The organism is Nocardia sp. NBC_01329 (assembly GCF_035956715.1).
In the GTDB taxonomy this organism is placed as follows: Bacteria; Actinomycetota; Actinomycetes; order Mycobacteriales; family Mycobacteriaceae; genus Nocardia.
Genome location: NZ_CP108381.1, coordinates 5,110,501 through 5,134,030, shown reverse-complemented (window position 1 = coordinate 5,134,030; position 23,530 = coordinate 5,110,501). Strand labels below are relative to the sequence as shown.

19 protein-coding genes and 4 tRNA genes are annotated in these 23,530 nt (G+C 66.6%); 14 read left to right on the top strand and 9 right to left on the bottom strand.

Going from position 1 to position 23,530, the window contains the following annotated elements; all coding sequences use genetic code 11:
- Nucleotides 1–6: 6 nt before the first annotated feature.
- Nucleotides 7–450 (bottom strand): thioredoxin family protein, encoded by a 444-nt coding sequence (locus OG405_RS23210; RefSeq protein ID WP_327148568.1) that lies wholly within the window; start codon nucleotides 448–450, stop codon nucleotides 7–9.
- Nucleotides 447–1,256, bottom strand: a complete 810-nt coding sequence (locus OG405_RS23205) for an LmeA family phospholipid-binding protein (RefSeq protein ID WP_327148567.1) — start codon at nucleotides 1,254–1,256, stop codon at nucleotides 447–449. Before OG405_RS23205 ends, OG405_RS23210 begins: the two co-directional genes overlap by 4 nt.
- Nucleotides 1,257–1,730: 474 nt before the next feature.
- Here OG405_RS23205 and OG405_RS23200 point away from each other — a divergent pair, with 474 nt between their 5' ends.
- The 6 genes from OG405_RS23200 (at nucleotide 1,731) to pstB (ending at nucleotide 7,590) form a co-directional block, all read left to right on the top strand.
- Nucleotides 1,731–2,498 (top strand): winged helix-turn-helix transcriptional regulator, encoded by a 768-nt coding sequence (locus OG405_RS23200; RefSeq protein ID WP_327148566.1) that lies wholly within the window; start codon nucleotides 1,731–1,733, stop codon nucleotides 2,496–2,498.
- Nucleotides 2,499–2,509: 11 nt separating this feature from the next.
- Nucleotides 2,510–3,418 (top strand): mycothiol synthase, encoded by a 909-nt coding sequence (gene mshD, locus OG405_RS23195; protein WP_327148565.1) that lies wholly within the window; start codon nucleotides 2,510–2,512, stop codon nucleotides 3,416–3,418.
- A gap of 301 nt (nucleotides 3,419–3,719) precedes the next feature.
- Nucleotides 3,720–4,829 carry a phosphate ABC transporter substrate-binding protein PstS gene (gene pstS, locus OG405_RS23190; protein WP_327148564.1) on the top strand — a complete coding sequence of 370 codons (1,110 nt, stop codon included), beginning with the start codon at nucleotides 3,720–3,722 and terminating at the stop codon, nucleotides 4,827–4,829.
- A gap of 88 nt (nucleotides 4,830–4,917) precedes the next feature.
- Nucleotides 4,918–5,889, top strand: a complete 972-nt coding sequence (pstC, locus tag OG405_RS23185) for a phosphate ABC transporter permease subunit PstC (RefSeq protein ID WP_327152458.1) — start codon at nucleotides 4,918–4,920, stop codon at nucleotides 5,887–5,889.
- On the top strand, nucleotides 5,889–6,794 hold the full coding sequence (gene pstA, locus OG405_RS23180; RefSeq protein ID WP_327148563.1) for a phosphate ABC transporter permease PstA: 906 nt from the start codon (nucleotides 5,889–5,891) through the stop codon (nucleotides 6,792–6,794). The genes pstC and pstA overlap by 1 nt, the downstream gene beginning before the upstream one ends.
- Before the next feature lie 19 nt (nucleotides 6,795–6,813).
- On the top strand, nucleotides 6,814–7,590 hold the full coding sequence (gene pstB, locus OG405_RS23175; RefSeq protein ID WP_327148562.1) for a phosphate ABC transporter ATP-binding protein PstB: 777 nt from the start codon (nucleotides 6,814–6,816) through the stop codon (nucleotides 7,588–7,590).
- Nucleotides 7,591–7,696: 106 nt separating this feature from the next.
- Here pstB and phoU read toward each other — a convergent pair whose 3' ends face one another.
- The 3 genes from phoU to dusB form a co-directional block, all read right to left on the bottom strand.
- Entirely contained in the window at nucleotides 7,697–8,359 is a 663-nt protein-coding gene (gene phoU / locus OG405_RS23170; RefSeq protein ID WP_327148561.1) for a phosphate signaling complex protein PhoU, read from the bottom strand.
- A 163-nt stretch (nucleotides 8,360–8,522) separates the two neighbouring features.
- Nucleotides 8,523–10,175, bottom strand: coding sequence for an LCP family protein (locus tag OG405_RS23165; protein ID WP_327148560.1), 1,653 nt, complete (start codon nucleotides 10,173–10,175; stop codon nucleotides 8,523–8,525).
- A 1,084-nt stretch (nucleotides 10,176–11,259) separates the two neighbouring features.
- Complete coding sequence (dusB, locus tag OG405_RS23160) at nucleotides 11,260–12,330, bottom strand: tRNA dihydrouridine synthase DusB (RefSeq protein ID WP_327152457.1); 1,071 nt, start codon at nucleotides 12,328–12,330, stop codon at nucleotides 11,260–11,262.
- A 341-nt stretch (nucleotides 12,331–12,671) separates the two neighbouring features.
- Between dusB and OG405_RS23155 the strand changes: the two genes are divergently transcribed.
- Nucleotides 12,672–13,298: a hypothetical protein gene (locus OG405_RS23155; RefSeq protein ID WP_327148559.1), complete on the top strand. Its 627-nt coding sequence runs from the start codon at nucleotides 12,672–12,674 to the stop codon at nucleotides 13,296–13,298.
- Nucleotides 13,299–13,364: 66 nt separating this feature from the next.
- On the opposite strand, the gene OG405_RS23150 is transcribed toward OG405_RS23155, so the two are convergent.
- Together OG405_RS23150 and OG405_RS23145 are read right to left on the bottom strand one after the other, a co-directional pair.
- Nucleotides 13,365–14,333: an acyl-ACP desaturase gene (locus tag OG405_RS23150; protein WP_327148557.1), complete on the bottom strand. Its 969-nt coding sequence runs from the start codon at nucleotides 14,331–14,333 to the stop codon at nucleotides 13,365–13,367.
- Nucleotides 14,334–14,821: 488 nt separating this feature from the next.
- Nucleotides 14,822–14,894, bottom strand: a tRNA-Lys gene (locus OG405_RS23145).
- A gap of 876 nt (nucleotides 14,895–15,770) precedes the next feature.
- Between OG405_RS23145 and OG405_RS23140 the strand changes: the two genes are divergently transcribed.
- From OG405_RS23140 to OG405_RS23115, 6 genes are all read left to right on the top strand, one after another.
- Nucleotides 15,771–16,433, top strand: a complete 663-nt coding sequence (locus OG405_RS23140; RefSeq protein WP_327148556.1) for a TetR/AcrR family transcriptional regulator — start codon at nucleotides 15,771–15,773, stop codon at nucleotides 16,431–16,433.
- A gap of 94 nt (nucleotides 16,434–16,527) precedes the next feature.
- A tRNA-Glu gene (locus tag OG405_RS23135) sits at nucleotides 16,528–16,603 on the top strand.
- Between the two features lie 27 nt (nucleotides 16,604–16,630).
- Nucleotides 16,631–16,707: transfer RNA gene (locus tag OG405_RS23130), tRNA-Asp, on the top strand.
- Nucleotides 16,708–16,762: 55 nt separating this feature from the next.
- Nucleotides 16,763–16,836 (top strand) — tRNA-Phe (locus OG405_RS23125).
- Between the two features lie 74 nt (nucleotides 16,837–16,910).
- Nucleotides 16,911–17,093, top strand: coding sequence for a hypothetical protein (locus OG405_RS23120; RefSeq protein ID WP_327148555.1), 183 nt, complete (start codon nucleotides 16,911–16,913; stop codon nucleotides 17,091–17,093).
- A gap of 181 nt (nucleotides 17,094–17,274) precedes the next feature.
- Complete coding sequence (locus OG405_RS23115) at nucleotides 17,275–17,976, top strand: polyprenol monophosphomannose synthase (protein ID WP_327152456.1); 702 nt, start codon at nucleotides 17,275–17,277, stop codon at nucleotides 17,974–17,976.
- A gap of 27 nt (nucleotides 17,977–18,003) precedes the next feature.
- Here the strand turns inward: OG405_RS23115 and OG405_RS23110 are convergent, their stop codons facing one another.
- A complete protein-coding gene (locus OG405_RS23110) occupies nucleotides 18,004–19,452 on the bottom strand; it encodes a 1-acylglycerol-3-phosphate O-acyltransferase (protein WP_327148554.1) in 1,449 nt (482 codons plus the stop codon).
- A complete protein-coding gene (locus OG405_RS23105) occupies nucleotides 19,449–21,938 on the bottom strand; it encodes a glycerol-3-phosphate 1-O-acyltransferase (protein WP_327148553.1) in 2,490 nt (829 codons plus the stop codon). Before OG405_RS23105 ends, OG405_RS23110 begins: the two co-directional genes overlap by 4 nt.
- Before the next feature lie 261 nt (nucleotides 21,939–22,199).
- Between OG405_RS23105 and OG405_RS23100 the strand changes: the two genes are divergently transcribed.
- Nucleotides 22,200–23,513, top strand: a complete 1,314-nt coding sequence (locus tag OG405_RS23100) for a salicylate synthase (RefSeq protein ID WP_327148551.1) — start codon at nucleotides 22,200–22,202, stop codon at nucleotides 23,511–23,513.
- Nucleotides 23,514–23,530 lie beyond the last annotated feature (17 nt).

Sequence of the window (23,530 nt, the reverse complement as noted above, 5' to 3'; positions counted from 1 at the left end):
GGGGCCTTACGCGGCCGTGAGCGGGCTCAGCGCGCTACGCAGATCGCTGGTCTTGGGGACACCGGAGATCCGGAACCGTTCCCGGCCCTCGGCGTCGAACACGAAGGTGGTGGGTAGCGACAGGACGTTCAGCGCCCTGGCCAGCGCCGGGTCGGTGTCGATATCGACCTCGATATCGCGCGGCGGTTGGGGTGAATCGGCCAGGTCGCGGGTGGCGTCGGCGACCACGCGGCGGACGGCCGCGCACGGCCCGCACCAGTCGGCGGAGAAATGCAGGACCGCGGGGCCGGACCCGGTCACACCCGCGGCCACGAGCAGATCGTCGCGTGCGTCGGTATCGCGGTCCAGCGTGACCGGCGCGGACCGCACCGCGCCGTCGCGCCGGCGCAGGTACAGGCCGACGGCCAGCCCGGCCAGCAGCATTACCGCCAGAATGGTGATCTCGATCATGGGCGCCGCAATCTGTTCAAATCGATCGTCACATCTGTGCCCCGGCCCTCGACCACGATATGGCCGCCCAGGGCGGTGACCTCGGTGGGTCGGATTCCGAAAGGAAGCTCTTTCGTATCAATGGTACGGGTGAACATCGCCAGCACCGCCGGGATATCGGCTTCGTCGACCACCGGTTGAGACGGGACCGGCGAGATCTCCTCGGAGTACAGACCTGTCGCCACGATCCGCACCTGATCGCCGTCGAGCAGCAGATCGGCCGCGACGCTCACCCGTTCGCCGGCGAAGCTCGCCCCCTGCTGTCCGCTCGGTGCCGAGGGCAGGGTCCCGGTCAGTACCAGCGCGCCCGCCGTGGTCATCCCCGAACCGCCCGAACCGCCGGTGCCGTCGGATTTGTCGGCCGGCCGGGAATGGACTTCCAGATCGGGGATGCCGAAGAGGCGGCCGAGTTCGGTCGGCGCGACCCGCATCCGGACATCCACCTGCTCGACCGGGACATTGCGCACCCGCCCGTCGACCAGATCACCCAGTGGGAGGTCCATCCCCAGCAGGGTGGCCTCCAGCCCGATCTCGCCCGGGATATCGGGCCGGACACTGTCGGCCTTGATCTCGATATTGTCGTAGCGGCCGTCGAGTGCCTGCCGCAGAAACGGGAAACCGTGGAAGGTGACCTCGGGGTCGGCGCTGAGTTCGGCACCCACCTTCAGTGATCGCGATACGCGGTACTCCGAATATGCGGCCGCACCGAAATCGACAACCACTGCCAGCCCCGCCAGGCACAGCAGTCCGATGATCAGCTTCCGCATGGCAAGCACCATAGTGGACACGCCCCCGGCGGCCCGGGGCTATGTGCAACAACAGTCAGGGCCCGCCCCGGTTCTGGAGCGCGGGCAACAACCATCGTCGGGACGACGTCGCTTCCCCCGCGACGAGCCGACACCTCCATAACCGGCATACCGGCGACCACGAACGCTGGCAGTGCCGAGGCCTCCCCAGATCGATCGAGGCGCACGTCCACACAGTCCTTCTCGTCCATTCCGGACGGTCGGTATCCGTGGTCGGGGCCCGCCCCGGTTCTGGAGCGACAGAGCGAAGGAGCGCAGCGACTGAGCGCCGGAGTGAAGAACCGGGGTTAATAGGGCCCCGACCCCGCCCCGCCGCAGGCGGGGCGAATAAACACAGCTCGACGCGCTAATCTTGCAGCGATTGCATATGGATGAGCAACGTGGCGACGGCGACGAAGCTGGCTTTCGCGTAGCTACGAGATGGGAGGAGTGCTTGTGGAGCTGCTCCTGCTGACCTCCGACCCCGACCCCGAATCGGTTCTGCCCTCACTGTCGCTGCTCGCGCACAATGTGCGCCCCGCACCGACCGAGGTGGCGTCGTTGCTCGAGGCGGGTACCGCGGATGTCGCGCTGGTGGACGCACGCACCGAGCTGGCGGCCGCGCGTGGGCTGTGCCGGCTGCTCGGCAGTACCGGGTCCTCGGTCCCGGTGGTGGCCGTGCTCACCGAGGGCGGTCTGGTCGCGGTGAACGCCGACTGGGGTCTCGACGATATTCTGTTGCCCGGTACCGGCCCGGCGGAGTTGGATGCCCGGCTGCGCTTGCTCGTCGGCCGCACCGGCGGTTCGGCCGACGCGGAGAACTCCGGGAAGATCACTTTGGGCGAACTGGTGATCGATGAGGGCACCTACACCGCGCGCCTGCGTGGCCGCCCCCTCGACCTGACCTACAAGGAATTCGAACTCTTGAAGTACCTCGCGCAGCACGCGGGCCGGGTGTTCACTCGGGCGCAGCTGCTGCAGGAGGTGTGGGGCTACGACTTCTTCGGCGGCACCCGGACCGTTGATGTGCATGTCCGGCGTCTGCGCGCGAAGCTGGGCAGTGAGTACGAATCGCTGATCGGCACCGTCCGCAATGTCGGTTACAAGGCGGTGCGTCCGGCTCGTTCGTCGAACAAGAACGACCCCGATGCCCGTTCCGCCAACGGCGGCAAGGGTGAGGCCGAGGAGGATTCGATGGCACCGGTCAACGGCACCGTTCAGTGAGTCCGGCCGATATGGGCGAGTATGAGCTCCAGTGGTGCGACCTGCCCTCCGCCGATCGCGCGGACAGGGTGAGCGCGTTGCTCGCCGCCGCCACCGCTACCGACGGTGTGGCGCCGGTTTCCGAACAGTCTGTGCTGGGTCTGCGGCGGGCTTCCTCCTCTCGCCATCTGCTGGCGGTGGCGGGGGACGAGGTGGCCGGTTATGCGAGCCTGACTCCGGCGCACGGCGAGCACCCGGCCATGGCGGAGGCCGCGGTGGCGCCGGAATGGCGGAGGCGCGGTATCGGCCGTGACCTGGTGGCCGCCACGCTGGCGGCCGGTGGGCCGGCGGCGCGGATCTGGGCGCACGGGAAGTTACCCGCCGCCGAGTCGGTCGCCCGGCGGTTGGGCTTGGCCGCCGCGCGGGAGCTCTGGCAGATGCGCCGGATGCTGGCAAACTCTGAGATACCGGAAGTGGAGGTGCCCGCCGATATCGTGGTCCGCACCTACGGCGGCCCGAGTGACGACGCCGAGCTTCTCCGGGTCAACAATGCGGCCTTCGATTGGCATCCTGAGCAGGGCGGCTGGTCCGGCAGCGAGCTGGCGGAGCGGCGTGCCGAATCGTGGTTCGATCCCGCCGGACTGTTCTTGGCCTTCGACGCACGGCAGCCGAAACGGTTGCTCGGATTCCACTGGACCAAGGTTCACCACGACGAGAACCCCCCAGCCGGTGAGGTGTACGTGGTCGGTATCGACCCGGCTGCCCAGGGCCGCGGGCTCGGCCGGCTGCTCACGCTCATCGGGCTGCATCATCTGCGGGACGCGGGTCTGGGCGATGTCCTGCTGTATACCGAGGCGGACAACACGGCCGCGGTTCGCACCTATCGCGGGCTGGGGTTCGCTCCGGCGCATATCGATATCGCCTACTCGCTGCCGGATTGAGATATCGGGTCGGCCGCCGGTCACCGTTCGGTGCCCGGCGTTCGCTTACGGCGTTCGAATGCCGCGTTCCGGTATGTATCGAGTAACAGCGCGGCAAATATCACACATATCGGACCTGTTGGCGCCGCCCTGTTCACCTTCCGTTCACTCGCCCTGGTCCAGCTGTCCACCGGCGCGCCCTAGTTTGATTCTGGGCGGCAGTAGATCGCCTGGTGTGCAAGTTCCCCGCGAACGGCCGCACCACCACACGCGCCCGGGCCGGTGAGGGACCGGGCGAGTAGGACGTATCCGGAGGACTGGAGTGAAGTTCAAGCGCAGCAGCGCCCTCGTCGGTGTGATCGCGGCCGTGACCCTGCCGCTGGCCGCCTGCGGTAGTGACGACAACGCGTCCGCCACCGGTATCGAGGCCAACGCCGACGTCACCTGCGGTGGCAAGGAGGCCCTCAAGGCCAGCGGATCGTCGGCGCAGAAGAACGCCGTGGAGCGTTTCACCGCCGCCTTCGAAACCAACTGCGACGGCCAGACCCTCAACTACACGTCGAGCGGCTCCGGCGCCGGTGTCAAGGAATTCCTCGGCGGCCAGACCGATTTCGCCGGTAGCGACTCCCCGCTGAGCGAGAAGAAGGGTGAGCCCGCCGCCGCCGAGCAGCGTTGCGCTTCCCCGGCGTGGAACCTGCCCACCGTGTTCGGCCCGATCGCCATTACCTACAACATCGCCGGCGTCACCGATCTCGCGCTCGACGGCCCGACCCTGGCCAAGATCTTCAACGGCACCGTCAAGACCTGGGACGCTCCCGAGATCAAGGCGCTCAACGAGGGCAAGCAGCTGCCCGCCGAGCCGATCAAGGTCGTCTACCGGTCCGACGAGTCCGGTACCACCGACAACTTCCAGCTCTACCTGGACGCTGCCTCCGAAGGCGCCTGGGGCAAGGGCGCCGGCAAGGTGTTCAACGGCGGCGTCGGTGAAGGCACCCAGGGCAACGAGGGCACCTCGGCCGCGGTGAAGAACACCGAGAACTCCATCTCCTACAACGAGTGGTCGTTCGCCAAATCGCAGAATCTGTCGGTCACCCGGATCGTCACCTCGGCCGGTCCCGATCCGGTCGAACTGACCTCCGAAACCGCCGCCAAGGCGATCAACGGTGTGGAGATCAAGGGCGAGGGCAACGACTTGGTGCTCGACACCTCCTCGTTCTACAAGCCGACCGAGACCGGTTCCTACCCGATCATCTTGCCGACCTATGAGATCGTGTGCTCGAAGTACGCAGACGGGGCGACCGCGACCGCTGTCAAGGCATTCCTGACCTCCGCCGTCACCAACGGCCAGGGCGGGCTGGCGGACAACGGCTACGTTCCGATCCCGGACGAGTTCAAGACCAAGCTGACCACGGCGATCAACGCCATCTCCTGATAGCGCGAATATGACAGTCAACCCAGAGGTAGCCGCGGCGGTCCCGTCCAGCGAGACGGGCCTGCCGAAGGCAGGAGTCCCCGCATCAATGTCGAGCCATCCGAGTAAGTCGCCACTAGGCGGTGGGAGTCGCGGCCAGGGCAGGCGAGCCGAGTTGGTGTTCAAATCGCTCGCGACCACCGCCGCGGCGATCATCGTGGCCTCCATCGCGCTGATCGCATTGTTCCTGCTGATTCGTGCGGTGCCATCGCTGCGGGCTGACCAGGTGAACTTCTTCACCAGTGCGGAGTTCAACACCGGTGACGCGGACAATCTCCGCTTCGGTATCCGTGACCTGTTCATGGTGACGGTGTTGAGCTCCGCGTTCGCGTTGGTCATCGCGGTACCGATCGGCGTCGGTATCGCGTTGTTCCTCACCCGCTACGCTCCGAAGCGGCTCGCGAAGCCGTTCTCCATGCTGACCGATCTGCTGGCCGCGGTGCCCTCGATCGTGTACGGCCTCTGGGGTCTGCTGGTTCTGGCGGAGTACCTGAAACCGTTGCAGGAATTCCTCAACGAGAATCTCGGCTGGTTCTTCCTGTTCTCCGACGGCAATGTCTCGATCGGCGGGGGCGGCACGATCTTCACCGCCGGTGTGGTCCTCGCGGTGATGATCCTGCCGATCATCACCTCGGTATCGCGTGAGGTATTCGCACTGACCCCGCCGGCGCATATCGAGGCTGCCCAGGCACTCGGCGCGACCAAATGGGAGGTCGTGCGGATGACCGTCCTGCCCTACGGCCGCAGCGGCGTCATCGCCGGATCCATGCTCGGTCTCGGCCGCGCGCTCGGTGAGACCATCGCGGTTCTGCTCATTCTGAAGATCTCGTCGACCCCCGGGACCTGGTCGCTGTTCGACGGCGGCTTCACCTTCGCGTCCAAGATCGCCTCGGCCGCCGCCGAATTCAGCGCACCGTTGCCGACCGGCGCCTATATCGCGGCGGGCTTCGTGCTCTTCGCGCTGACCTTCGTCGTCAACGCGCTGGCCCGGCTCGCGGCAGGCGGAAAGGTGAACGGCTGATGACCACCACGACCAGCCTCGACAAGCCGATCAAGGCGCCGACCTTTCGCGACGTCAGCACGGCCCGCAAGATCAAGAACAACCTGGCTACCGGGGTGTTCGCGCTCTGCTTCCTCATCGCGCTCATCCCGCTGAGCTGGGTGCTGTGGATGGTGGTCAGCAACGGTATCGGTGTCGTCCTGTCGCTCGACTGGTGGCAGAACTCGCAGAAAGGCGTACTGCCCGACCAGTCCGGCGGTGGTGTGTACCACGCCATCTACGGCACCATCGTGCAGTCGGCCGTCGCGGCGGTCATCGCCGTACCACTCGGCATCATGGCGGCCGTCTACCTGATCGAATACGGCACCGGCCGGTTCGCCAAGGTGACCACCTTCATGGTCGATATCCTGGCGGGCGTCCCCTCGATCGTCGCGGCCCTGTTCATCTTCGCTTTGTGGATCGCGACCCTGGGATTTCCGCAGAGCTCGTTCGCCGTGGCCCTGGCCCTGGTGCTGCTGATGCTTCCGGTGGTCGTACGCAATACCGAGGAGATGCTCAAATTAGTTCCGGACGAGCTGCGTGAAGCCTCCTACGCACTCGGCATCCCGAAGTGGAAGACGATCGTGCGGATCGTCATCCCGACCGCGCTGCCCGGCATGATCTCCGGGATCCTGCTCGCGTTGGCGCGCGTGATGGGCGAGACGGCGCCGGTGCTGGTGCTGGTCGGGTACAGCAAGGCGATCAACATGAATATCTTCGACGGCAATATGGCCTCGCTGCCGCTGCTGATCTTCCAGGAACTCAAGAGCGCCGAGGACGCGGGCCGGCAGCGGGTGTGGGGTGCCGCGCTGACTCTGATCCTCATGATCGCGGTGCTCTACCTGGCGGCCGCGGCTGTCAACAAGCTCCTCACGCGGAACCGATAAGGGCGGAAACGGAAAACAGATGGCCAAGCGGATCGACATCAAAGACCTGAACATCTTCTACGGCAAGTTCCACGCCGTCGCCGATGTGGCGCTCAACGTCTTGCCGCGCAGCGTGACCGCCTTCATCGGTCCGTCGGGTTGCGGGAAGTCCACTGTGCTGCGGTCGTTGAACCGGATGCACGAGGTGACCCCGAACGCCAGCGTATCGGGCTCGGTCATGCTCGACGGCGAGGATATCTACGCCTCCCAGGTGGACCCCGTCGGTGTGCGCCGCACCATCGGCATGGTGTTCCAGCGGCCGAACCCGTTCCCCACCATGACCATTCGCGACAATGTCGTGGCCGGTCTCAAACTGCAGGGCGTGCGCAACAAGGGCGAACTCGACGAGGTCGCCGAGCGCTCGCTGCGCGGCGCGAACCTGTGGAACGAGGTGAAGGATCGCTTGGACAAGCCGGGCGGCGGTCTGTCCGGCGGTCAGCAGCAGCGACTGTGCATCGCGCGCGCCATCGCGGTCTCCCCGGATGTGCTGCTGATGGATGAGCCCTGTTCGGCCCTGGACCCGATCTCCACGCTGGCGATCGAGGATCTGATCACCGAACTGAAGAAGGAATACACGATTGTCATCGTCACCCACAATATGCAGCAGGCTGCGCGGGTGAGCGATAAGACCGGTTTCTTCAACCTGGAGGCCCAGGGCAAGCCGGGCCGGTTGGTCGAAATCGACGATACCGAGAAAATTTTCTCCAACCCGGGCGAAAAGGCCACCGAGGATTACATCTCCGGTCGTTTCGGCTGACGATACGACCGAATGGACATGGCCCGCCCAAGCCGGCCACCGGATACAAAACTGCGGGACCGATCGGATCGGTCCCGCAGTTCGTTTCGTATTTCGAATTATCCGATCAGTTCTCTGTGTCCTCGTCCCCCGGCAGAACGCCGGTCACCAGGAAGATCACCCGGCGGCCGATTTCGACCGCGTGATCGGCGAAACGCTCGTAGTAGCGGCCCAGCAGCGTTATGTCGACGGCCGCGGCCACGCCGTACTTCCACTCGCGGTCCATCAGCAGCGTGAACAGATGGCGATGCAGATCGTCCATCGCCTCGTCGTCCTGGTTCAGCTGGGCCGCGCGTTCGGGATCCCGGCTGTCGAGCACTTCCTGAGCGCCGTTGCCCATGCTGACCGCGATCCGGCCCATTTCGGCGAAATAGCCGTTCACCGCCTCGGGCAGGGCATGGTTGGGATGCCGGCGCCGCGCGACCTTGGCCACATGCAGAGCCAGGGTGCCCATCCGGTTCACATCGTTGACGATCTGGATCGCGCTGACCACCTGCCGGAGGTCACCAGCGACCGGGGCCTGCAAGGCCAGCAGTGCGAACGACTTCTCCTCGGCGTCGGCGATCATCTCCGCGATACGGTCGCCCTCGCTGATCACCTGCTCGGCGAGCGGGAGGTCTGCCTGCAGCAGAGCTTGCGTGGCGCGATCCATGGCCGAACCGGCGATACCGGCCATCTCGCCCAACAGGTGGGCAAGATCGGCCATTTGCTCGTTGTAGATGACACGCATGAGAAAAGACACTAGTTGGCACTGCTGACCAAGTCACCAACAAGCGGTGAATGGGTGGTGCTGGATGGTGCCTGCCGCTGTTACCGCAGTTGGGGCCCCGACTATGTATAGGGCGCCTCGGTGACGCCCCGACCGCAGTCGGTCGAACTCCCTAACGCCCGGGTCAGGCGGCGCAGAGGTCGTCACCGGCGTTCACATGCTCGAGATCGGTGGGCAACTCCGCTGGGGCGCTGCTCGTGGCGGGCACATCGGTGATCGCGCTGCCGACGGGCGTGGGCTCGTTGATCACCTGCTGATAGTTCTCACCCAGAACCAGTTCGACGATGCTGTCCAGCGATTCGTCCAGTTCCATGGTCGCCCCGGGAACAGCACTGGCCACCGTCGCCGCTTCGGCCTCGTGACCGGGGGAGTAGCGAACTTTGGTCTCCGTGGAGTTGCCCTCGGTGTAGTTGCCGGAGTTGTAGATGTTGAAACCGACATTGGCCATTTGGCTTGCCGTCTGATTGGCGAGACCCGCGATGCCCGATCCGTTGGACACCAGCAGGGACAGCGTGCTGGGATCGACCGCGGTCAGCGACGGAGGTATCGGCGCCTCAGAGGTCGGCGGTGGTGCGGGCGCCGTCTTCTCGCCCGGCAACGGTTGATCATCGCGGATGGCCCGGAAGATGGCCTGGATATCGGCGGTCCGAGGAATCTCGTTGCCGTAGGAGGTGGTGCCCGCGGTCGGCACGGTAAGGAAGGTGACCGCGCCGGATTCCAGGTCTTGCAGTGAACGGCCCAGCATGAGCAGGTCGTTCGGCTGGACATTGTCGACGAAGGTCGCGTTCTTGAACGCTCCGATGAAACCGTTCAACTTACCCGGATCCAGCAGGATCTTGCCCGCCAGGGCTCCCCGCAACAGCGACGCGAGGAACTTCTGCTGCCTGTTGATCCGGTCGTAGTCGCTGCGCTCTTCGCCGTACACATGGCGGGCGCGCACATAGTTCAGCGCGGTTTTGCCGTCGATGCGATGGCGGCCGGCCTCCGGGATGATCGTGCCGAGCACCCCGTCCTCGAGCGGTTCGGAGACGCATACCTCGACGCCGTCGACCTTGTCCACCATCTGTTCGAAACCGGCGAAATCGATCCCGATGAAGTGGTTGATGGTGCTACCGGTCAGCCGCTGGATGGTCGACAGGAGGCAGCGGGGCCCGCCCAGCGCGTAGACGGCATTGAGCTTGTCGCCCATGGCCGAGTCGAAGACCTCTTCGGTGTAGTCCCACTTCTCTTCGTCGAAGCCGTTGCATTCGGGCCGGGTGACATCGAGGTCTCGCGGGAAGGACATGACGACCACTCGCGACCGGTCCTTGGGGATGTGCACCAACATGGTGGTGTCTGCGCGGGCGCCCTCGGCGTCTTCCACGGTGCCCGCGCCGACATCGCCGTTGGCCCCGGCCCGGGTATCGGTGCCGACGATCAGATAGTTCTCGTCACCGAGCTGGGCCTGGGCATCGATCACGTCGTCCTCGTTCTCGGCCAGCGCGGACACCTGGGTGAAGCTGTTGCCGGTGGCGCGCAGGTAGCTCCAGCCACCGCCGGTGATCAACAACGCGAGGACGGAGAAGAAGGCCACCGCAGCACGGCCGGCGATCCGCAACCGCCTGTTGCGTCGGCTTTCGGGGGACTGCCGTCGTTTAGGCCTGCCGACAGTTTCCGGGGCGGCCGGTCCGGAGGTCGGCCAGCCGGCGGTATCGGTCCGGCCGCTGATCCGGGCATCGTTCTCGTCGAGCGGATCGAGGATATCGGTGACTGTTTCGGGGGGTTCGGTGGCCGACACAGCGGCAGCTTTCGCGGTTTTGCCTCGCCGAGGTGTGCTGGATGATTGCCGGGACCGTTTCGGTGCCGCTTCGCGACCCGGCCGCAGGCCCGCGCGGGCCGGGTCGGGTTGTTGTGGAACGACAGTGGTCGGATCGCCGGATTCGATGGGCTGCGCGGCGGGACGCTGTCCGGTCGGCGGGCGTTTCGACGGATCCGGTGCGGGCTTCGCCGGTGGCGGTACCGCAGCTCGGTTGCCGGTCGGCGGACGGGACGCGTTCGGGCCGGGCGGCATCTCGCCGACGGGCCGGCGTCCAGGTCCGGGCTGATCCGGGCCGGGACGCTGCTGAGGCGCGGTCGGCTGGTTCCGGACAGCAGGGGGCTGCGGACGATCGGGTCGCTGTGGAGGCGGCCCCGCGGGCCGTCCGTCCGCCGGACCGGGCTGCGCTGCCGGCGTCGAGCCGGTGGGCGGCCGTCCCGGCGCGGGCGCGCTGGGACGTTGCGGGGGAGCGTGCGGCCGGTTGGGCCGTGCGGCCGACGGACCCTCGGGGCTCTGCTGTTCGGGCCGAGGGCGTTGCTCGGCAGGTGGTCGTGGGCCCGGTGCCGGGGGTCGCGGAGCGCGCTCCGGGGGCGGGCCGTCCGGTACCCCGTGGCGGGGCGCGTCGCCTTCGCGACGCCGGACTGTCCGTTCGCTGTCCACCCGGTCGACCAGATCCTGAACCGTCAGCGGCCCGGGGTTGGCGGGCGGTTCCGGCTGCCGTGGCCGACGGGACTCCCTCGGGCCGTCCATTTCGGGGGACTCTTCCGTGGGATATCGCTCCCACGGTGCGCGACCTCCGGGCCGTGGTGATCGCCCGTGCCGATCGTCACCCACTAATGAACCTCGCTTTTCCGCAACTCACTGCCGACACAGCCGTGCTCGAAAGGCTGCGCGGGATTCCGCAATGATAACGATTTCGCCACTGAGAGCCACTCGGACATTACGAGAGGGCAGCAAAAGCGGTAAATGCTGGAAAGTTGCCCGTGGTTATGTTTGCACGCGCATGCGACCATTTACCGGCGTGGCGCCCCGGCGTGTCGAATTATTCAGCCGCCGCTGAGTACGGTCAGCCGCCGCTGTGCATCACATCGGCCCCCGCCGGGACGGTCCCGTCTTCCGGATCGTCGAGCCAGCCGTGCGGGAGCGCGACCTTGCCCGGTGAACCCTGTCTCCCGCGCGGTCCTTCGGCATCCTGCGGGAACGGGACAGTGGGATCGAGCTGGTCGATGAGCGTGCCGAGTTCGGCCAGCGAGGACACGGTCGCGAAACTACGCCGCAGGTCGGCGCCCAGTGGGAAGCCCATGAAGTACCAGGCCATATGTTTTCGCAGATCACGCATACCCTTGTCCTCGCCGTGGTGTTCGGCGAGCAGCCCGGCATGACGCGCCAGGATAGTGCCGACTTCGCCGAGGGTGGGCGGCACCGGGGCGGGCTCGCCGCGCAGGGCGGCGCTGAGTTCGCCGAACAGCCAGGGCCGGCCCAGGCAGCCGCGCCCCACTACGACCCCGTCGCATCCGGTCTGCGCCATCATCGCGACGGCGTCGGTGGCGCTGAAGATATCGCCGTTGCCGAGCACCGGAATTGTGGTGACCGCCTCTTTCAGGCGCGCGATAGCCGACCAGTCGGCAGTTCCGGAGTAACGCTGTGCCGCGGTCCGCGCGTGCAATGCGACAGCGGCCGCCCCTTCGCTTTCCGCGATGCGCCCGGTGTCCAGGTGAGTCCGATGATCGTCGTCGATCCCGATCCGGAACTTCATGGTCACCGGGACTCCCGCCGGTTCGGCCGCCCGGACCATTTCCCGGACGATCCGGGCGAACAGGTTCCGCTTATAAGGAAGGGCGGCGCCGCCACCGAGCCGGGTGACCTTGGGCACCGGGCAGCCGAGGTTCATATCGATATGGTCGGCCCAGCCCTCGCCGACGATGATCCGCACGGCTTCCCCCAGTGTGGCCGGATCCACGCCGTACAGCTGCATCGACCGTGGGGATTCGCCGGCGTCGAACGACATCATGTGCAGCGTCTTCTCGTTGCGTTCCACCACCGCGCGGGCGGTGATCATCTCGCAGACGTAGATCGCGGTCGGGCTGCCGAACTCCCGGCAGAGTTTGCGGAAGGCGAGGTTGGTGATCCCGGCCATCGGGGCGAGGACGACCGGCGGGTCGACCGGGTAGGGGCCGATCCGCAAACGTGTCTCCTGCTCCAGCTGTGTTTGCACAGTGTTCTATCTTCCCTCCGATACCGCGTCCGGTCACTATCGGGTACCTCACCGCCGCAGGTCGCGGCCGGGGTTCGCGCTCGCTACCTGCGTGGGCTACCGGTCCGTGCCGCGCCGCCCGGGCCCCGGGGTAGTTGCCGGTTCGGTCCGGACCGGGCGCTAGCCTCGTGTGCGCCGGACCGCCGGCCGCCCGATTTCCGCTGGATACACTGCCGGAGCGCCTCGCCCCGGATCGGGAGCAATCGAAAGAGGACGACACCGCCATGGCCGAGAACACCGATGACACCGTTCGCGAGCCGGACGAGACCGCCGAATCCGGCGATACGGTCCGCACCTCCGCGAATACGGCGCCGGCCGGCTCCGGCCCGGGCATCGTCTCGGTCCGGGTATCCAGTCTGGTGCGGGGCGCGGTCGTCGCGGTGCTCGCGGTGGCGGCGATCGTGTTCGCCGTCCTGTATTCCACGGCGCGCGGTGAGCTGGCCGACCGCGACGAACAGGCTGCCGCCGACAGCCGTGCCGAACAGCTGGCCACCGACTACGCCGTCGGCGCGGCCAGTGTGAACTTCGAGAACCTCGACGCCTGGATCGCCGCACTGAAGATGAACACCAGCCCGCAGCTGTCCGGCAAGTTCGACGACACCGCCCCGAAACTGGAACAGATTCTGGTGCCGCTGCGGTGGACCTCGACGGCCACCCCCATCACGGCGAAGGTGATGTCGGAACAGGACGGCGTCTACCAGGTGAATGTCTTCGTGAATGTGACCTCGACCAATGCCCAGAACCCGGACGGTACGCAGACCACGGTGACCTACACGGTGACGGTCGACGAGAACGCCGGCTGGCAGATCACGGATGTGGGCGGTGTGGACGGCGCCCTGCCGATGAAATGAGCTGAGACGACGAGACCGCCGGGGATCAACCGGCGGTCTCGTCGCTTTCTGTTCGGCCGACGGAACTCAGCTGTCGGCCGTGGCGAATGCCTTCTCGCGTTTCGCGGCCTCGCGGGCGAGCATCCGGTCGCGCTGTTCCTCGAACTTCACCACGTCCTTGGACAGCTTGTCCAGGAAATTGCCGAGACGTTCCCGGGTCGCCTCACCGCGTGCGGTGAAGTCGTTGCGGCCGAAGATATCCCACTTCTTGAGGACCGGCTGGACGACCTCTTCGAGATGCTGACGCAGATCGTAGATGCCGTGTTTGGCCATCAGTACGCCGTTGCGCCGGAAATTCGGCATACCGGCGCCCGGCATCTGGAAATTCTCCAGAATCAGGGCGATGGCATCCAGTGCCTGGTCCGGGGACAGGTCCAGGGCCGCGCCACACATATTGCGGTAGAAGATCATGTGCAGGTTCTCGTCGGCCGCGATGCGCTGCAGCATCCGGTCGGCGATCGCGTCGTCGCACACCTTGCCGGTGTTCCGGTGCGAAACCCGAGTGGCCAGTTCCTGGAATGTCACATAGGCCACCGAATGCAGAAAGCCGGCGTCGGCTTCGGCGGGCGAGGCGAAGCCGTTGGTCATATGAACCATGCGCGCCTGCTCCAACGCCACAGGGTCGACGCCGCGGGTGACCACCAGGTAGTCGCGGATCGCGATCCCGTGGCGGTTCTCCTCGGCGGTCCAGCGACCGACCCAGGTTCCCCAGGCACCGTCCTGTGAGAAGTTCTCGGCGATTTCGCGATGGTAGGAGGGCAGATTGTCCTCCGTCAGCAGGTTGGTGATCATGGCCGCCTTGGCGACCTCGTTGAGCTTGGATTGGTCGGGGTCCCAGTCCTGTCCGCCGAGTGCGGCGAAGTTGCGACCCTCGTCCCACGGGACGTAGTCGTGCGGATGCCACTCTTTTGCCAGGGAGAGGTGCCGGTTGACGTTCTGCTCGGCAACCGTCTCCAACTCCGTGAGCAGCTCGAGTTGAGTCAGATCCCTTGCCATGTAATCAAGCCCTTCATATGTTGCGTTCGTGCGGGTCACCTGATGTGGACCGATCCCGATGCGGCCCTACCTTACGGCACCGTAGGTGTGATGCGAAACGCATCCGACCGAGAAAGGTGCACGTTGGCGCAGGTGTCCCTGGCACGGGCGGTCATACCCGAGTGTATGGCCGAATTCGCTGTTATGGGCCTATCGCCACATGTCCCGATTGCGTTAGCGGGCGTCGGCAATGGCACACCGGTCGGGTGCGGCGCGCGACCGTCCGGACGTTTTCGCACTGATCAGCCCGCTCTGCCTTCCTCCCGCTCATGGGAAGGTGGATCCGAGCGGTCCTGCGCCGTGGTCGCATCACTCGGCTCGGGTCACAGCGCGGCCGGGTCGAGGCTGGGCGAACTCACAGGAGAGGGGGAGTGAACCCGCAAGAGATAAGGAATGGGCGGGTGGTCGGGGAAGAGGTGGATGCCCGGCCGTAGGCCGGGCATCCGTTGTGCCCCCACCAGGGCTCGAACCTGGGACCTGCGGATTAAAAGTCCGTAGCTCTACCAACTGAGCTATAGGGGCGCGGGCGCAAGTGTAATGGGAGAGTCCGGATTTCTCGTAATCGGGTGGCTATGCTGGTGCTTTCCGTCACCCCGGCCGGCGTGCCCCCTGCTCATGGGCCGTAACTCCGCCCGGGCGACGGTGGCGGGAGGGTGAGGTCGGGCCGGTTCGGGCGGGGCCGGCGGGCCGAAAACCATACCTATGGGTTCTGTATCACGGTACCTGCGGCATTGTTGATACAACGGGTAGCACGATACGATCCAAATATGTTGGATACCAATGCCTTTGGATCTGTAAAGGCAGAATTCTCGCAGATATGGGGTCCGGGGGCTCGCCCCCCGGAGTGTCGCGGGCTCATCGCCAGGCGTGAGCGGGACGGTATGCATCGAGAGGTCGGGGCGGCCGGCTGAGTACTGGTCCAGGGTCCGGCCGGGTGGTCGAACATCCTGCGCTGCCGGGGGATTCGCTCGGCTGTTCGGTATCCATCGATCGTGTCGCGTTCACGAAATCCGCGTACCGAAATGGTAGCCCGCTACATCGGTTTACCGCATGCCGGTACGAGATTCCGAGTACCGTTACGAATCAGCGAATTCGGAGTGTCGCTCGGGACGACGCCGCGGGAGGCGGATGGGGGACCAGGAACGGCGCGACGGAATGCCCGGATGCGCACCCCCTGCGGCGCACCCGGGCCATCGAATTATACCAGCCGGTGTGTTTCCGCTGCGGAGTGGGTTTCGTACCAAAGGTTCGGTACAGGTCAATAAACCGACCGAAGGTCGGCATACAACAGGATAAGTTCGCGACGCCGGCCCGCCCGTCAAAGGCGGATGAACGGTCGCGAGCATTCCGCGGGTGGAAATCCCGGGGATTGCACAAGGCTTCGGAGGCGTTTCGAGCATGGCACGGCAGCAAGAGCGGGCCCGTCGGACACGGGCAGCAATTATCCGGTCCGCCGCCGTTGAGTTCGGGAAGAGCGGCTATGCCGCGGCTTCGCTCAACCGCATATTGGAGGGATCGCGGGCGACCAAGGGCGCCATGTACTTCCATTTCGATTCGAAGGAAGATCTGGCGCGGGCCGTACTCGATTCGGCGATCGAGCGGTACGGCATCACGATCGATCGCTGGCTCGCCCGTACGGACCTGGGGCCGCTCGATCTTGTGCACGGTGTCTTCGACGAGCTGGCACTGCGGCTCGATCACGACATCATCGTGCAGGCCGAATTCCGACTCGTCATAGATCCGGGCTTTCATCGCCGGGGTCACGGCGGCTGTCCGATGCTCTCCGCGGCTATCCGCGACCTGACCGTCGGGGCGATCGAACGGGGCCAGTTGCGTCCCGAAACCGACCCCGACCGATTCACCCGTACCCTCGCCGGCGCGCTGATCGGTCAGTGCTACATGGCCGACGCCCACGGCGGCGACCCCGATCTGCGCACCCGTTTCCGGGAGTCGCTGGAGGTTCTGGTTCAGGCCACGTGTACACAGGAATGGGCCGAGGAGTTCGGTCGTTCCGGATGGCGGGCGAGCGCCCGTTTGGAAGAGCTGGATTCGCCCGGTTGACCAGCAGATTTGGGAATTACAGGCACCCTGTCATAAGCTATGCGAGCTCCCAACGGACAGCCGTTGAAAGCCGGTCCGGAGAAATCCGGGACGAGCCCCCTTCGTCTAGCGGCCTAGGACGCCGCCCTTTCAAGGCGGTAGCGCGGGTTCGAATCCCGTAGGGGGTACCACTTACGTAAGTAGGTGGCACACAGCAAGGCCCTGTGGCGCAGTTGGTTAGCGCGCCGCCCTGTCACGGCGGAGGTCGCGGGTTCGAGTCCCGTCAGGGTCGCCAGTGGTTGCCGGAGTAATCCGGCTTCCATCGGATGGCATTCGTTCCGGGTGCCTGCGGCCAGGTAGCTCAGTTGGTACGAGCGTTCGCCTGAAAAGCGAAAGGTCGCCGGTTCGATCCCGGCCCTGGCCACATTCAACCCCCTGATCGCTGTGATCGGGGGGTTTCTGCTGTTTCGGATCCCGGTCGGGTGGAATGCTGTGACCATGGCCGAACGGTGGTACTACTGCTTGAAACATCAGCGCGCCGAGCGGGGGCGTCAGTGCTGGTTCCGGGACCGGATGGGGCCCTATCCGGACCGGGCAACGGCCGAACGCGCGCTCGAGATCGTGCACCAGCGCAACGCCTCGCAGGACGCGGCGGACCAGGCGTGGCGCGAGGGCGATTGAATCCCCGGGAAACCCCCTGGTGGCCTTGTCCGGTGACGCTATGACCGGTGCGCTGCATCCCCTGGTCGGCGGTTGGGCTACCGTTCACGGGTAATTCGTAGCGACGCTCGCGGCCTGCTCCACCGGCCGCCGGGCGAGACCAGGTGAGCAGGGAGGGCGACCCTTGAGGGTTACCGTTGTTGTGCCGACCTACAACGAGCGGGACAATCTGCCGGTAGCGGTGGAACGGCTGACCGCGCTACCCGTGCCCGACCTGCGCGTACTGGTAGTCGACGACAATTCTCCGGACGGCACCGGTGAGGTCGCGGAGAAACTGGCCGTCGAATTGCCGAACGTGGTCTCGGTGCTGCACCGGACCGAGAAGGACGGACTGGGCCGGGCCTACATCGCCGGGATCACCCGCGCGCTGGAGGAGGGCGCGGATGTGGTGATCCAGATGGACGCCGATCTGTCCCATCCCGCCGAAGTCATCCCGGCCATGCTGGAGGAGCTGAACCGGCCGGGTACGGGCGTGGTGCTCGGATCCCGATATGTGCCCGGCGGCTCCACGGCGGCGGAATGGAAGTGGTACCGCAAGGCGCTGTCCGCGTGGGCGAACTTCTATGTCAATGCCATCCTCCGACTCGGGATCAGGGACGCGACCGCCGGTTTCAAGGCCTGGCAGGCCGATACGCTGCGCGCCATCGATATCGGCACCATCCGCAGCAACGGCTACTCGTTCCAGGTCGAGATGAACTATCGGGCCAAGAAACAGGGCGTCGAGATCGCCGAGGTACCCATCCGCTTCGAGGAGCGGACTCTGGGAGATTCCAAGATGAGCCTCAAGGTGCAGCTGGAATCGGCGCTGATGCCGTGGAAGCTGCTGCTGGGCCGCGCTCTCTGACGACAGCCCGGCAGGCGGGCCCGCCGGTTACCGCGGCCAGTCGCGCAGGGTGTCGAGGTAGCGCTGCCGGACCTCGGCGACCTTCTCCTCCAGCTCGCCCGTACCCATATGGATCGGCGGCAGGATCGCTACGTCGACCACGCCCGAGCGCGCGATCATCGAATCCCGTCTGCCGATATCGGCGGCATTGCGGATCACCACCGGGATCACCGGCACCCCGGCCTGTTCGGCCATATGGAACGCGCCCTTCTTGAACCGGCCCGGCTGCGCAGTGTAGGAGCGGGTGCCCTCCGGAGCGATCGCGACGGAGAGACCGGCGCGCAGGGTGTCCACGACGGGGGCCAGGGACGCCCTGGCGAGATCGGTGTTCGACCGGTCGATGAAGGTGACGCCGACGAATCTCATCAGGGGCCCGAAGATCGGATGTCGGATGAGTTCCTTCTTACCGACTCCGGTGACATTGCCGCCGAGTACCGCGGGGACGATGAGCACGTCGAACTGGCTCTGATGGTTGAACAGGAACACCGCCGGGCGTGGCCCCCGGGCGTTCTCCGTACCGGTGACCCGGAGCCGGATCCCGCAGAGCCACAGTGGCCAGGCCGTGCCGTACTTCATGAGCGCATCGGCCATGGCTCGGCGGTCGCGGGTGTAGGACTTGCGCAGCACCCCGTAGAGCGCACCGCCGAGCAGCGCGAAAAGCCCCAGCAGCGTCCGCAGATAGTCGGCCGGGCGCGGGCCGGTCCGCGCGGCGACGACGGGAGCGACCCAGCCGTACTCGGCGGCGGTCGCGGCGAGAACCGGGTCGGGTGCGACCGGGACCTGTGTTCCGGCGCGGGACAGCAGCAGCAGGTCGCCCGCGCTACCGCTGTAGACGTGGGAACGCCCGAGATCCATCCCGTGGACCGCCGCGAATTCCGAAACCGCCGCGGCTTTCTCGGGGCCGTAGGCCACTTCGCCCTCGATCAGCCCGGTCAACCCATCCGGAGCCACCGCGGGCCGGGTGCCGACCACATGGGGGATACCCAGCGCGGTGGCGGCGGGGCGTAACTGGAATTCGGCCGAATCCCCGGTCATCACCACTGTGTGCCCGGCGGCGATATGTTCCCGGACCAGTCGCAGCAACTCCGGGCGCAGCCGGTCGTACCAGCCGCGTTCGAACAGTCGTTCGCCCAGCGTGGTCAATTCGTCCGGGGTACGCCCGGCGGCGTCGCGCACGGCGCGTTCGAGGATATCGGCCGCCGAACTCTCACCGGTATGGCGCAACTGGTCGAACAGGGTGCCGGCCAGGCCGCGATCGGGCCCGCGCCACCGTGGCGCCGGCGCCGACCGCAGTTCAGCGAGAGCCGTCAGATCGAACACCGCTCCGATTCCGGCGCCCCTGGGCCCGGAGCGGATGGCCGCGATCATCTCGTCGATGGTCGCTGTCGAGGGGGCCGGGGCAGGGGTGCCCCGGGTTCCGGTGTCCCGGGTGCTCATCGGATCCGTCCTGCGGGGAGATTGGAGGGGTCGAGGGTGGCGGCGCGTGAGATCCGGAAACCGATCGTGCGCAGCCGTTCGGCGAATTCGTCGCGCCGCCGCGCGAGTTCGGCCATCGATTCCGGCGATTCCGGATCGGCGGAATCGAGCAACCCTCGGTTGGCGGCGAGTTTCAGGGCACTGCCGAACAGTTCGGTGGAGACCGACTCGGTACTGTGCAGCCGCTGCTGCAGCAGCATCTGCCGGCCGACCGAGACGCATTCGTCGATGAACTCCTTGCGGTCGATCTGTGCGGCCGGGTCCCGGGCGGCCAGCCGTTCGGCCACCACCAGCTGCGCGTCGAAGAAGGAGCGCAGCACCCGGTGGGCCATCATGAAGCCGGTACCGGTGAGCGCCGCCAGGATCTCGCTGCCGAGGGTGTCGCGCGATCGGGTGCGCCAGCCGGGGTCCAGCAGCAGCATCTCCGCGGTGATCCGGTCGGCGAATTCGGCCCGGTCCGGGAAGAAGAACTCGAACTTGAGCAGATCTCGCAACCGGTAGGCCTCTTCCCAGCCGAAGTCCAGCGCGTCGGCATCCGGTCCGACGGCATCGCCGGCCGGATCCTCGGGTGCGGCTTCCACCGCGGCCAGGATCGCCAGTTCCACGATGGCGCGGTCGACGAACCAGTGCACGGCGCTGTTGCGGTAGAACGCGGCCTCGAGATGGGCGCCGGCCTCGATCGAATACACCGGTTCCACACCGCTGCGATAGACCGTGACCACCTTCGCGAGCGACAACTGTTCCAGGACGACGGCCAGGCTCTGCTCATCACGCAGTTTCGCGATCTCGCCGCGCGGTAGATCGCGCTGTTCGATGTAGTCCAGTACGGGTGCGAGGACCTCGCAGACCTCGGCCCGGGTCAGCGCCCGTTGGTGGACCCCCAGCAGCGCCAGCGCCACCAGGGCGTTGACCGTGATCGGGGTGACGGAGTTGATACCCACGGCCACATCGAACGCGAGTCGCTGGACTGCCAGGCGTTCGCTTTCCCCGGCCGAATCGCGCGGATCGACCGGGTGCGCATCGTTGCGGTCGGCCGGGGAGGTGCGATGCAGCGGGATGGTGACCGGTCGGGGGGCGAGCGGATCACCGTGCGCGGCGAGACGTTCCCGCGTCGAGATCGGATCGCCGAACCGGACATAGACGTGTCCGGCTGAATGCTGTTGATTACGGACGTAACGGGCGAGCCAGCCGAGCCCCTCGGGCTGTTTGCGACCGCCCATCTGTTCGTCGGCGATGGCACCGAGTTCGTTGAGCCGTTCGTAGGTGATCGATACGGGCACCAGCAGTGCGTCGGCGATTCGTTCCTGCCGGACGGCCGCGGCGAGATAGTTGAGCAGCCCGTAGCGGGGCGGGCGGAGTTTCCCGGTCCGGGTGCGGCCGCCCTCGAAGTACCACTCCAGGTTGAACCGCCGTGCCATCAGGTAGCCGAAGTACTCCTCGACCACCGCCTGGTACACCGTATCGCCGCCGAAACTGCGCCGGATGAAGATCGTGCCGGTGCGCCGGGCGATCGGACCCATCGGCCAGAACCGCAGATTCGCGCCGCCGACCACGTGGTTCGGTGGGAAATCGTTGCGGGCCAGTACATCGCCCAGTACGAACGCGTCCACATAGGACCGATGAGAGGGCAGGAAGACCAGCGGATAGCGCCGGTTGAGCTCGGCCAGCGCGGCGAGCCCGGATTCGTCGCAGTCCACCTTCCAGGTCGACGCGTGGACCGGGCGCATGGCCTGGGTGAAAAGATCCGAGACCGTACGGCTCTGGGCGGCGACCAGTTCGTTGAGTGCTTTCTCGGCGCGCCGGTGCACATCCTGCGGATCGGACCCGGATTCGTCGGCGATCAGTTCGAGCCGCCGCAGGAACTCCGGCGAGTCCAGGATCTCCTCGGTGACCAGGCGGGGCACTTTGTATCGGTCCCCGATCACGCCGCGTTCGGCGCGTTCGAGCGCGACCACCGCGGCACGCACCACCGCGCGGGCGAACGGTTCGGCGGTGCCGGCGCGGTGGAGCGCCGCGGCCTCGGGATTGTTGGCACGCAGTTCGCCGAGCCGGGCCGGGCTGCCGGTGCGGATCAGATGCCGGTCCGGGGAACGTTCGACCAAGCGGCGCTGGGCGAGCCGGTTCGGGCGGCGCGGGTTGGTGAGCAGCGCGAGGTCGCCGAAGGTCACCCGCCGGACGCCGTCGCGTTCGGGCGGGAGCCACAGCACCCGGACCGGGACCACCAGCGGATCGTCGGTGCGACCGGTGAGCCGGTCGGCGATGGCTCCGGCGTCCAGGTCGAGCTGGGTCACCGGGGCGTCCACCCCCAGTTCGGCCGCCAACCCGCCGTCGGCGATCCATCGACCGATCAGCTCGCGTTCGGTAGCCGAGGCCGAATCCACCAGCGCGACCACCGATTCCAGCGGTAGATCGGAGGCGGCCGGGGCTCCACTGCGGTGCTCGATCATGGTGTGGATCCTCTGCTCGGATGGGGCGGTCGGCCCCGCGTCTGGGCGAACTCCGCGCGACTCCTACGGCAGAGCCCGATCGTGGTCGGCTGTTGAAATTACTCCTTGTCGACCACTATGGACGGCTCTCGCGCCGTTGGGGTTGTTTGGCTCGTTTCCGGTGATTTCCACACCTCCGGATGTGAAACTCCCACACCTCCCAATGTGGAGAGGTAATGCTAACCTTACTTTCTGGTGTGGCCGGTTAGCCTTGGAGGATCGTTGTCGACCACGGACGAACGTTTACGTGCCGAGTATGTGACCGACCCGGCGGCAGCGATGTCACGCCTGGCGGCCGAAGACCATTTCGGCGATTATGTGGTCTACGAGCGCGGCGGCGAATGGGTGTTCGCCGCCGACCCGATCGGCACGGTCGAACTCGACGCCGACGAACTGCGGATCACCTGGGCCGCCGAGACCACTGCCCGGCGCTGGGCCGGAAGCCCGGCCCAGGTGATGAACACTGTGCTCGCCGAACTGCCGATGACCGGGCGTAACGCCTACGGCTGGATCGGATTCGAATTCTGCGCGTGGTCGCTGGGCGCCACCGAACATCTGCGCCCCGGCACCCCGCTGGTCCATCTCATGGTTCCGCGGGTGGAGGTGCGCATCGATACCTCCGGTGCGTTGTGGATAACAGGCGCCGGGTCGGAGGAGGCCGCCGCCCTGGCCGCCACCGTCGCGCGTTCGCAGGACAGCGCGCTGCCGCAGCCCTATCCGGTGGACGTGCGTATCGATCGCTCCGGTTACCGCGAGCGCGTCGCCGAGGCCGTCGCGGAGATCAATGCCGGGCGGTACCAGAAGGTCATCCTGTCGCGAAAGGTCGAACTGCCGTTCGCGGTGGACATCCCCGCCACCTACCGGCTCGGCCGGGCGAACAACACACCGGCGCGATCTTTCCTGCTGAGCCTGGGCGGGCTGGAGGCGGCCGGGTTCAGCCCGGAACTGGTGCTCTCGGTGGACGACGACCGGATGGTCAGCACCGAACCCCTCGCGGGTACGCGGGCCTTCGGTCAGGGTGCCGAGATGGACAGCGCGGCTCGGGCGGATCTGATCACCGACCCGAAGGAGATCGTCGAACACGCCCTCTCCGTCCAGACCTGTTTCGCCGAGATCGGTACGGTCGCCGAGCCCGGCACGGCCTCGGTATCGGATTTCATGGCGGTCCGTGAGCGCGGAAGTGTGCAGCATCTCGCCTCCACCGTGCGGGGCCGCCTGGCGGCCGGACGCACGGCCTGGGACGCGCTGGACGCCATCTTCCCCTCGGTGACCGCGTCGGGTATTCCCAAGCGGCCCGGAGTCGATTCGGTGTTCCGGCACGACCGGCCGCGTGGCCTGTACTCCGGTGCGGTGCTGATGGTTTCACCGACCGGTGCGCTGGAGGCCGCGCTGGTCCTGCGCGCGGTGTACCAGACCGAGGAGGGCGCGTGGTTGCGCGCGGGTGCCGGGGTCGTCGCGCAGTCGCACCCCGATCGCGAGTTCGAGGAGACCTGCGAAAAACTGGGCAGCGTGGCGCCCTATGTGGTGCAGGCGTAGGGCGCGGTTCTCCCGTG

Bases quoted from the DNA above. Each gene is read 5' to 3' on its own strand.
- OG405_RS23110 (WP_327148554.1), bottom strand. From the start codon at position 19,452: ATGAGCACCCGGGACACCGGAACCCGGGGCACCCCTGCCCCGGCCCCC.
- OG405_RS23120 (WP_327148555.1), top strand. From the start codon at position 16,911: ATGGCCGAACGGTGGTACTACTGCTTGAAACATCAGCGCGCCGAGCGG.
- OG405_RS23205 (WP_327148567.1), bottom strand. From the start codon at position 1,256: ATGCGGAAGCTGATCATCGGACTGCTGTGCCTGGCGGGGCTGGCAGTG.
- pstB (WP_327148562.1), top strand. From the start codon at position 6,814: ATGGCCAAGCGGATCGACATCAAAGACCTGAACATCTTCTACGGCAAG.
- OG405_RS23155 (WP_327148559.1), top strand. From the start codon at position 12,672: ATGGCCGAGAACACCGATGACACCGTTCGCGAGCCGGACGAGACCGCC.
- OG405_RS23210 (WP_327148568.1), bottom strand. From the start codon at position 450: ATGATCGAGATCACCATTCTGGCGGTAATGCTGCTGGCCGGGCTGGCC.
- OG405_RS23105 (WP_327148553.1), bottom strand. From the start codon at position 21,938: ATGATCGAGCACCGCAGTGGAGCCCCGGCCGCCTCCGATCTACCGCTG.
- dusB (WP_327152457.1), bottom strand. From the start codon at position 12,330: ATGGCCGGGATCACCAACCTCGCCTTCCGCAAACTCTGCCGGGAGTTC.
- OG405_RS23150 (WP_327148557.1), bottom strand. From the start codon at position 14,333: ATGGCAAGGGATCTGACTCAACTCGAGCTGCTCACGGAGTTGGAGACG.
- phoU (WP_327148561.1), bottom strand. From the start codon at position 8,359: ATGCGTGTCATCTACAACGAGCAAATGGCCGATCTTGCCCACCTGTTG.
- OG405_RS23140 (WP_327148556.1), top strand. From the start codon at position 15,771: ATGGCACGGCAGCAAGAGCGGGCCCGTCGGACACGGGCAGCAATTATC.
- pstC (WP_327152458.1), top strand. From the start codon at position 4,918: ATGTCGAGCCATCCGAGTAAGTCGCCACTAGGCGGTGGGAGTCGCGGC.
- pstA (WP_327148563.1), top strand. From the start codon at position 5,889: ATGACCACCACGACCAGCCTCGACAAGCCGATCAAGGCGCCGACCTTT.
- mshD (WP_327148565.1), top strand. From the start codon at position 2,510: ATGGGCGAGTATGAGCTCCAGTGGTGCGACCTGCCCTCCGCCGATCGC.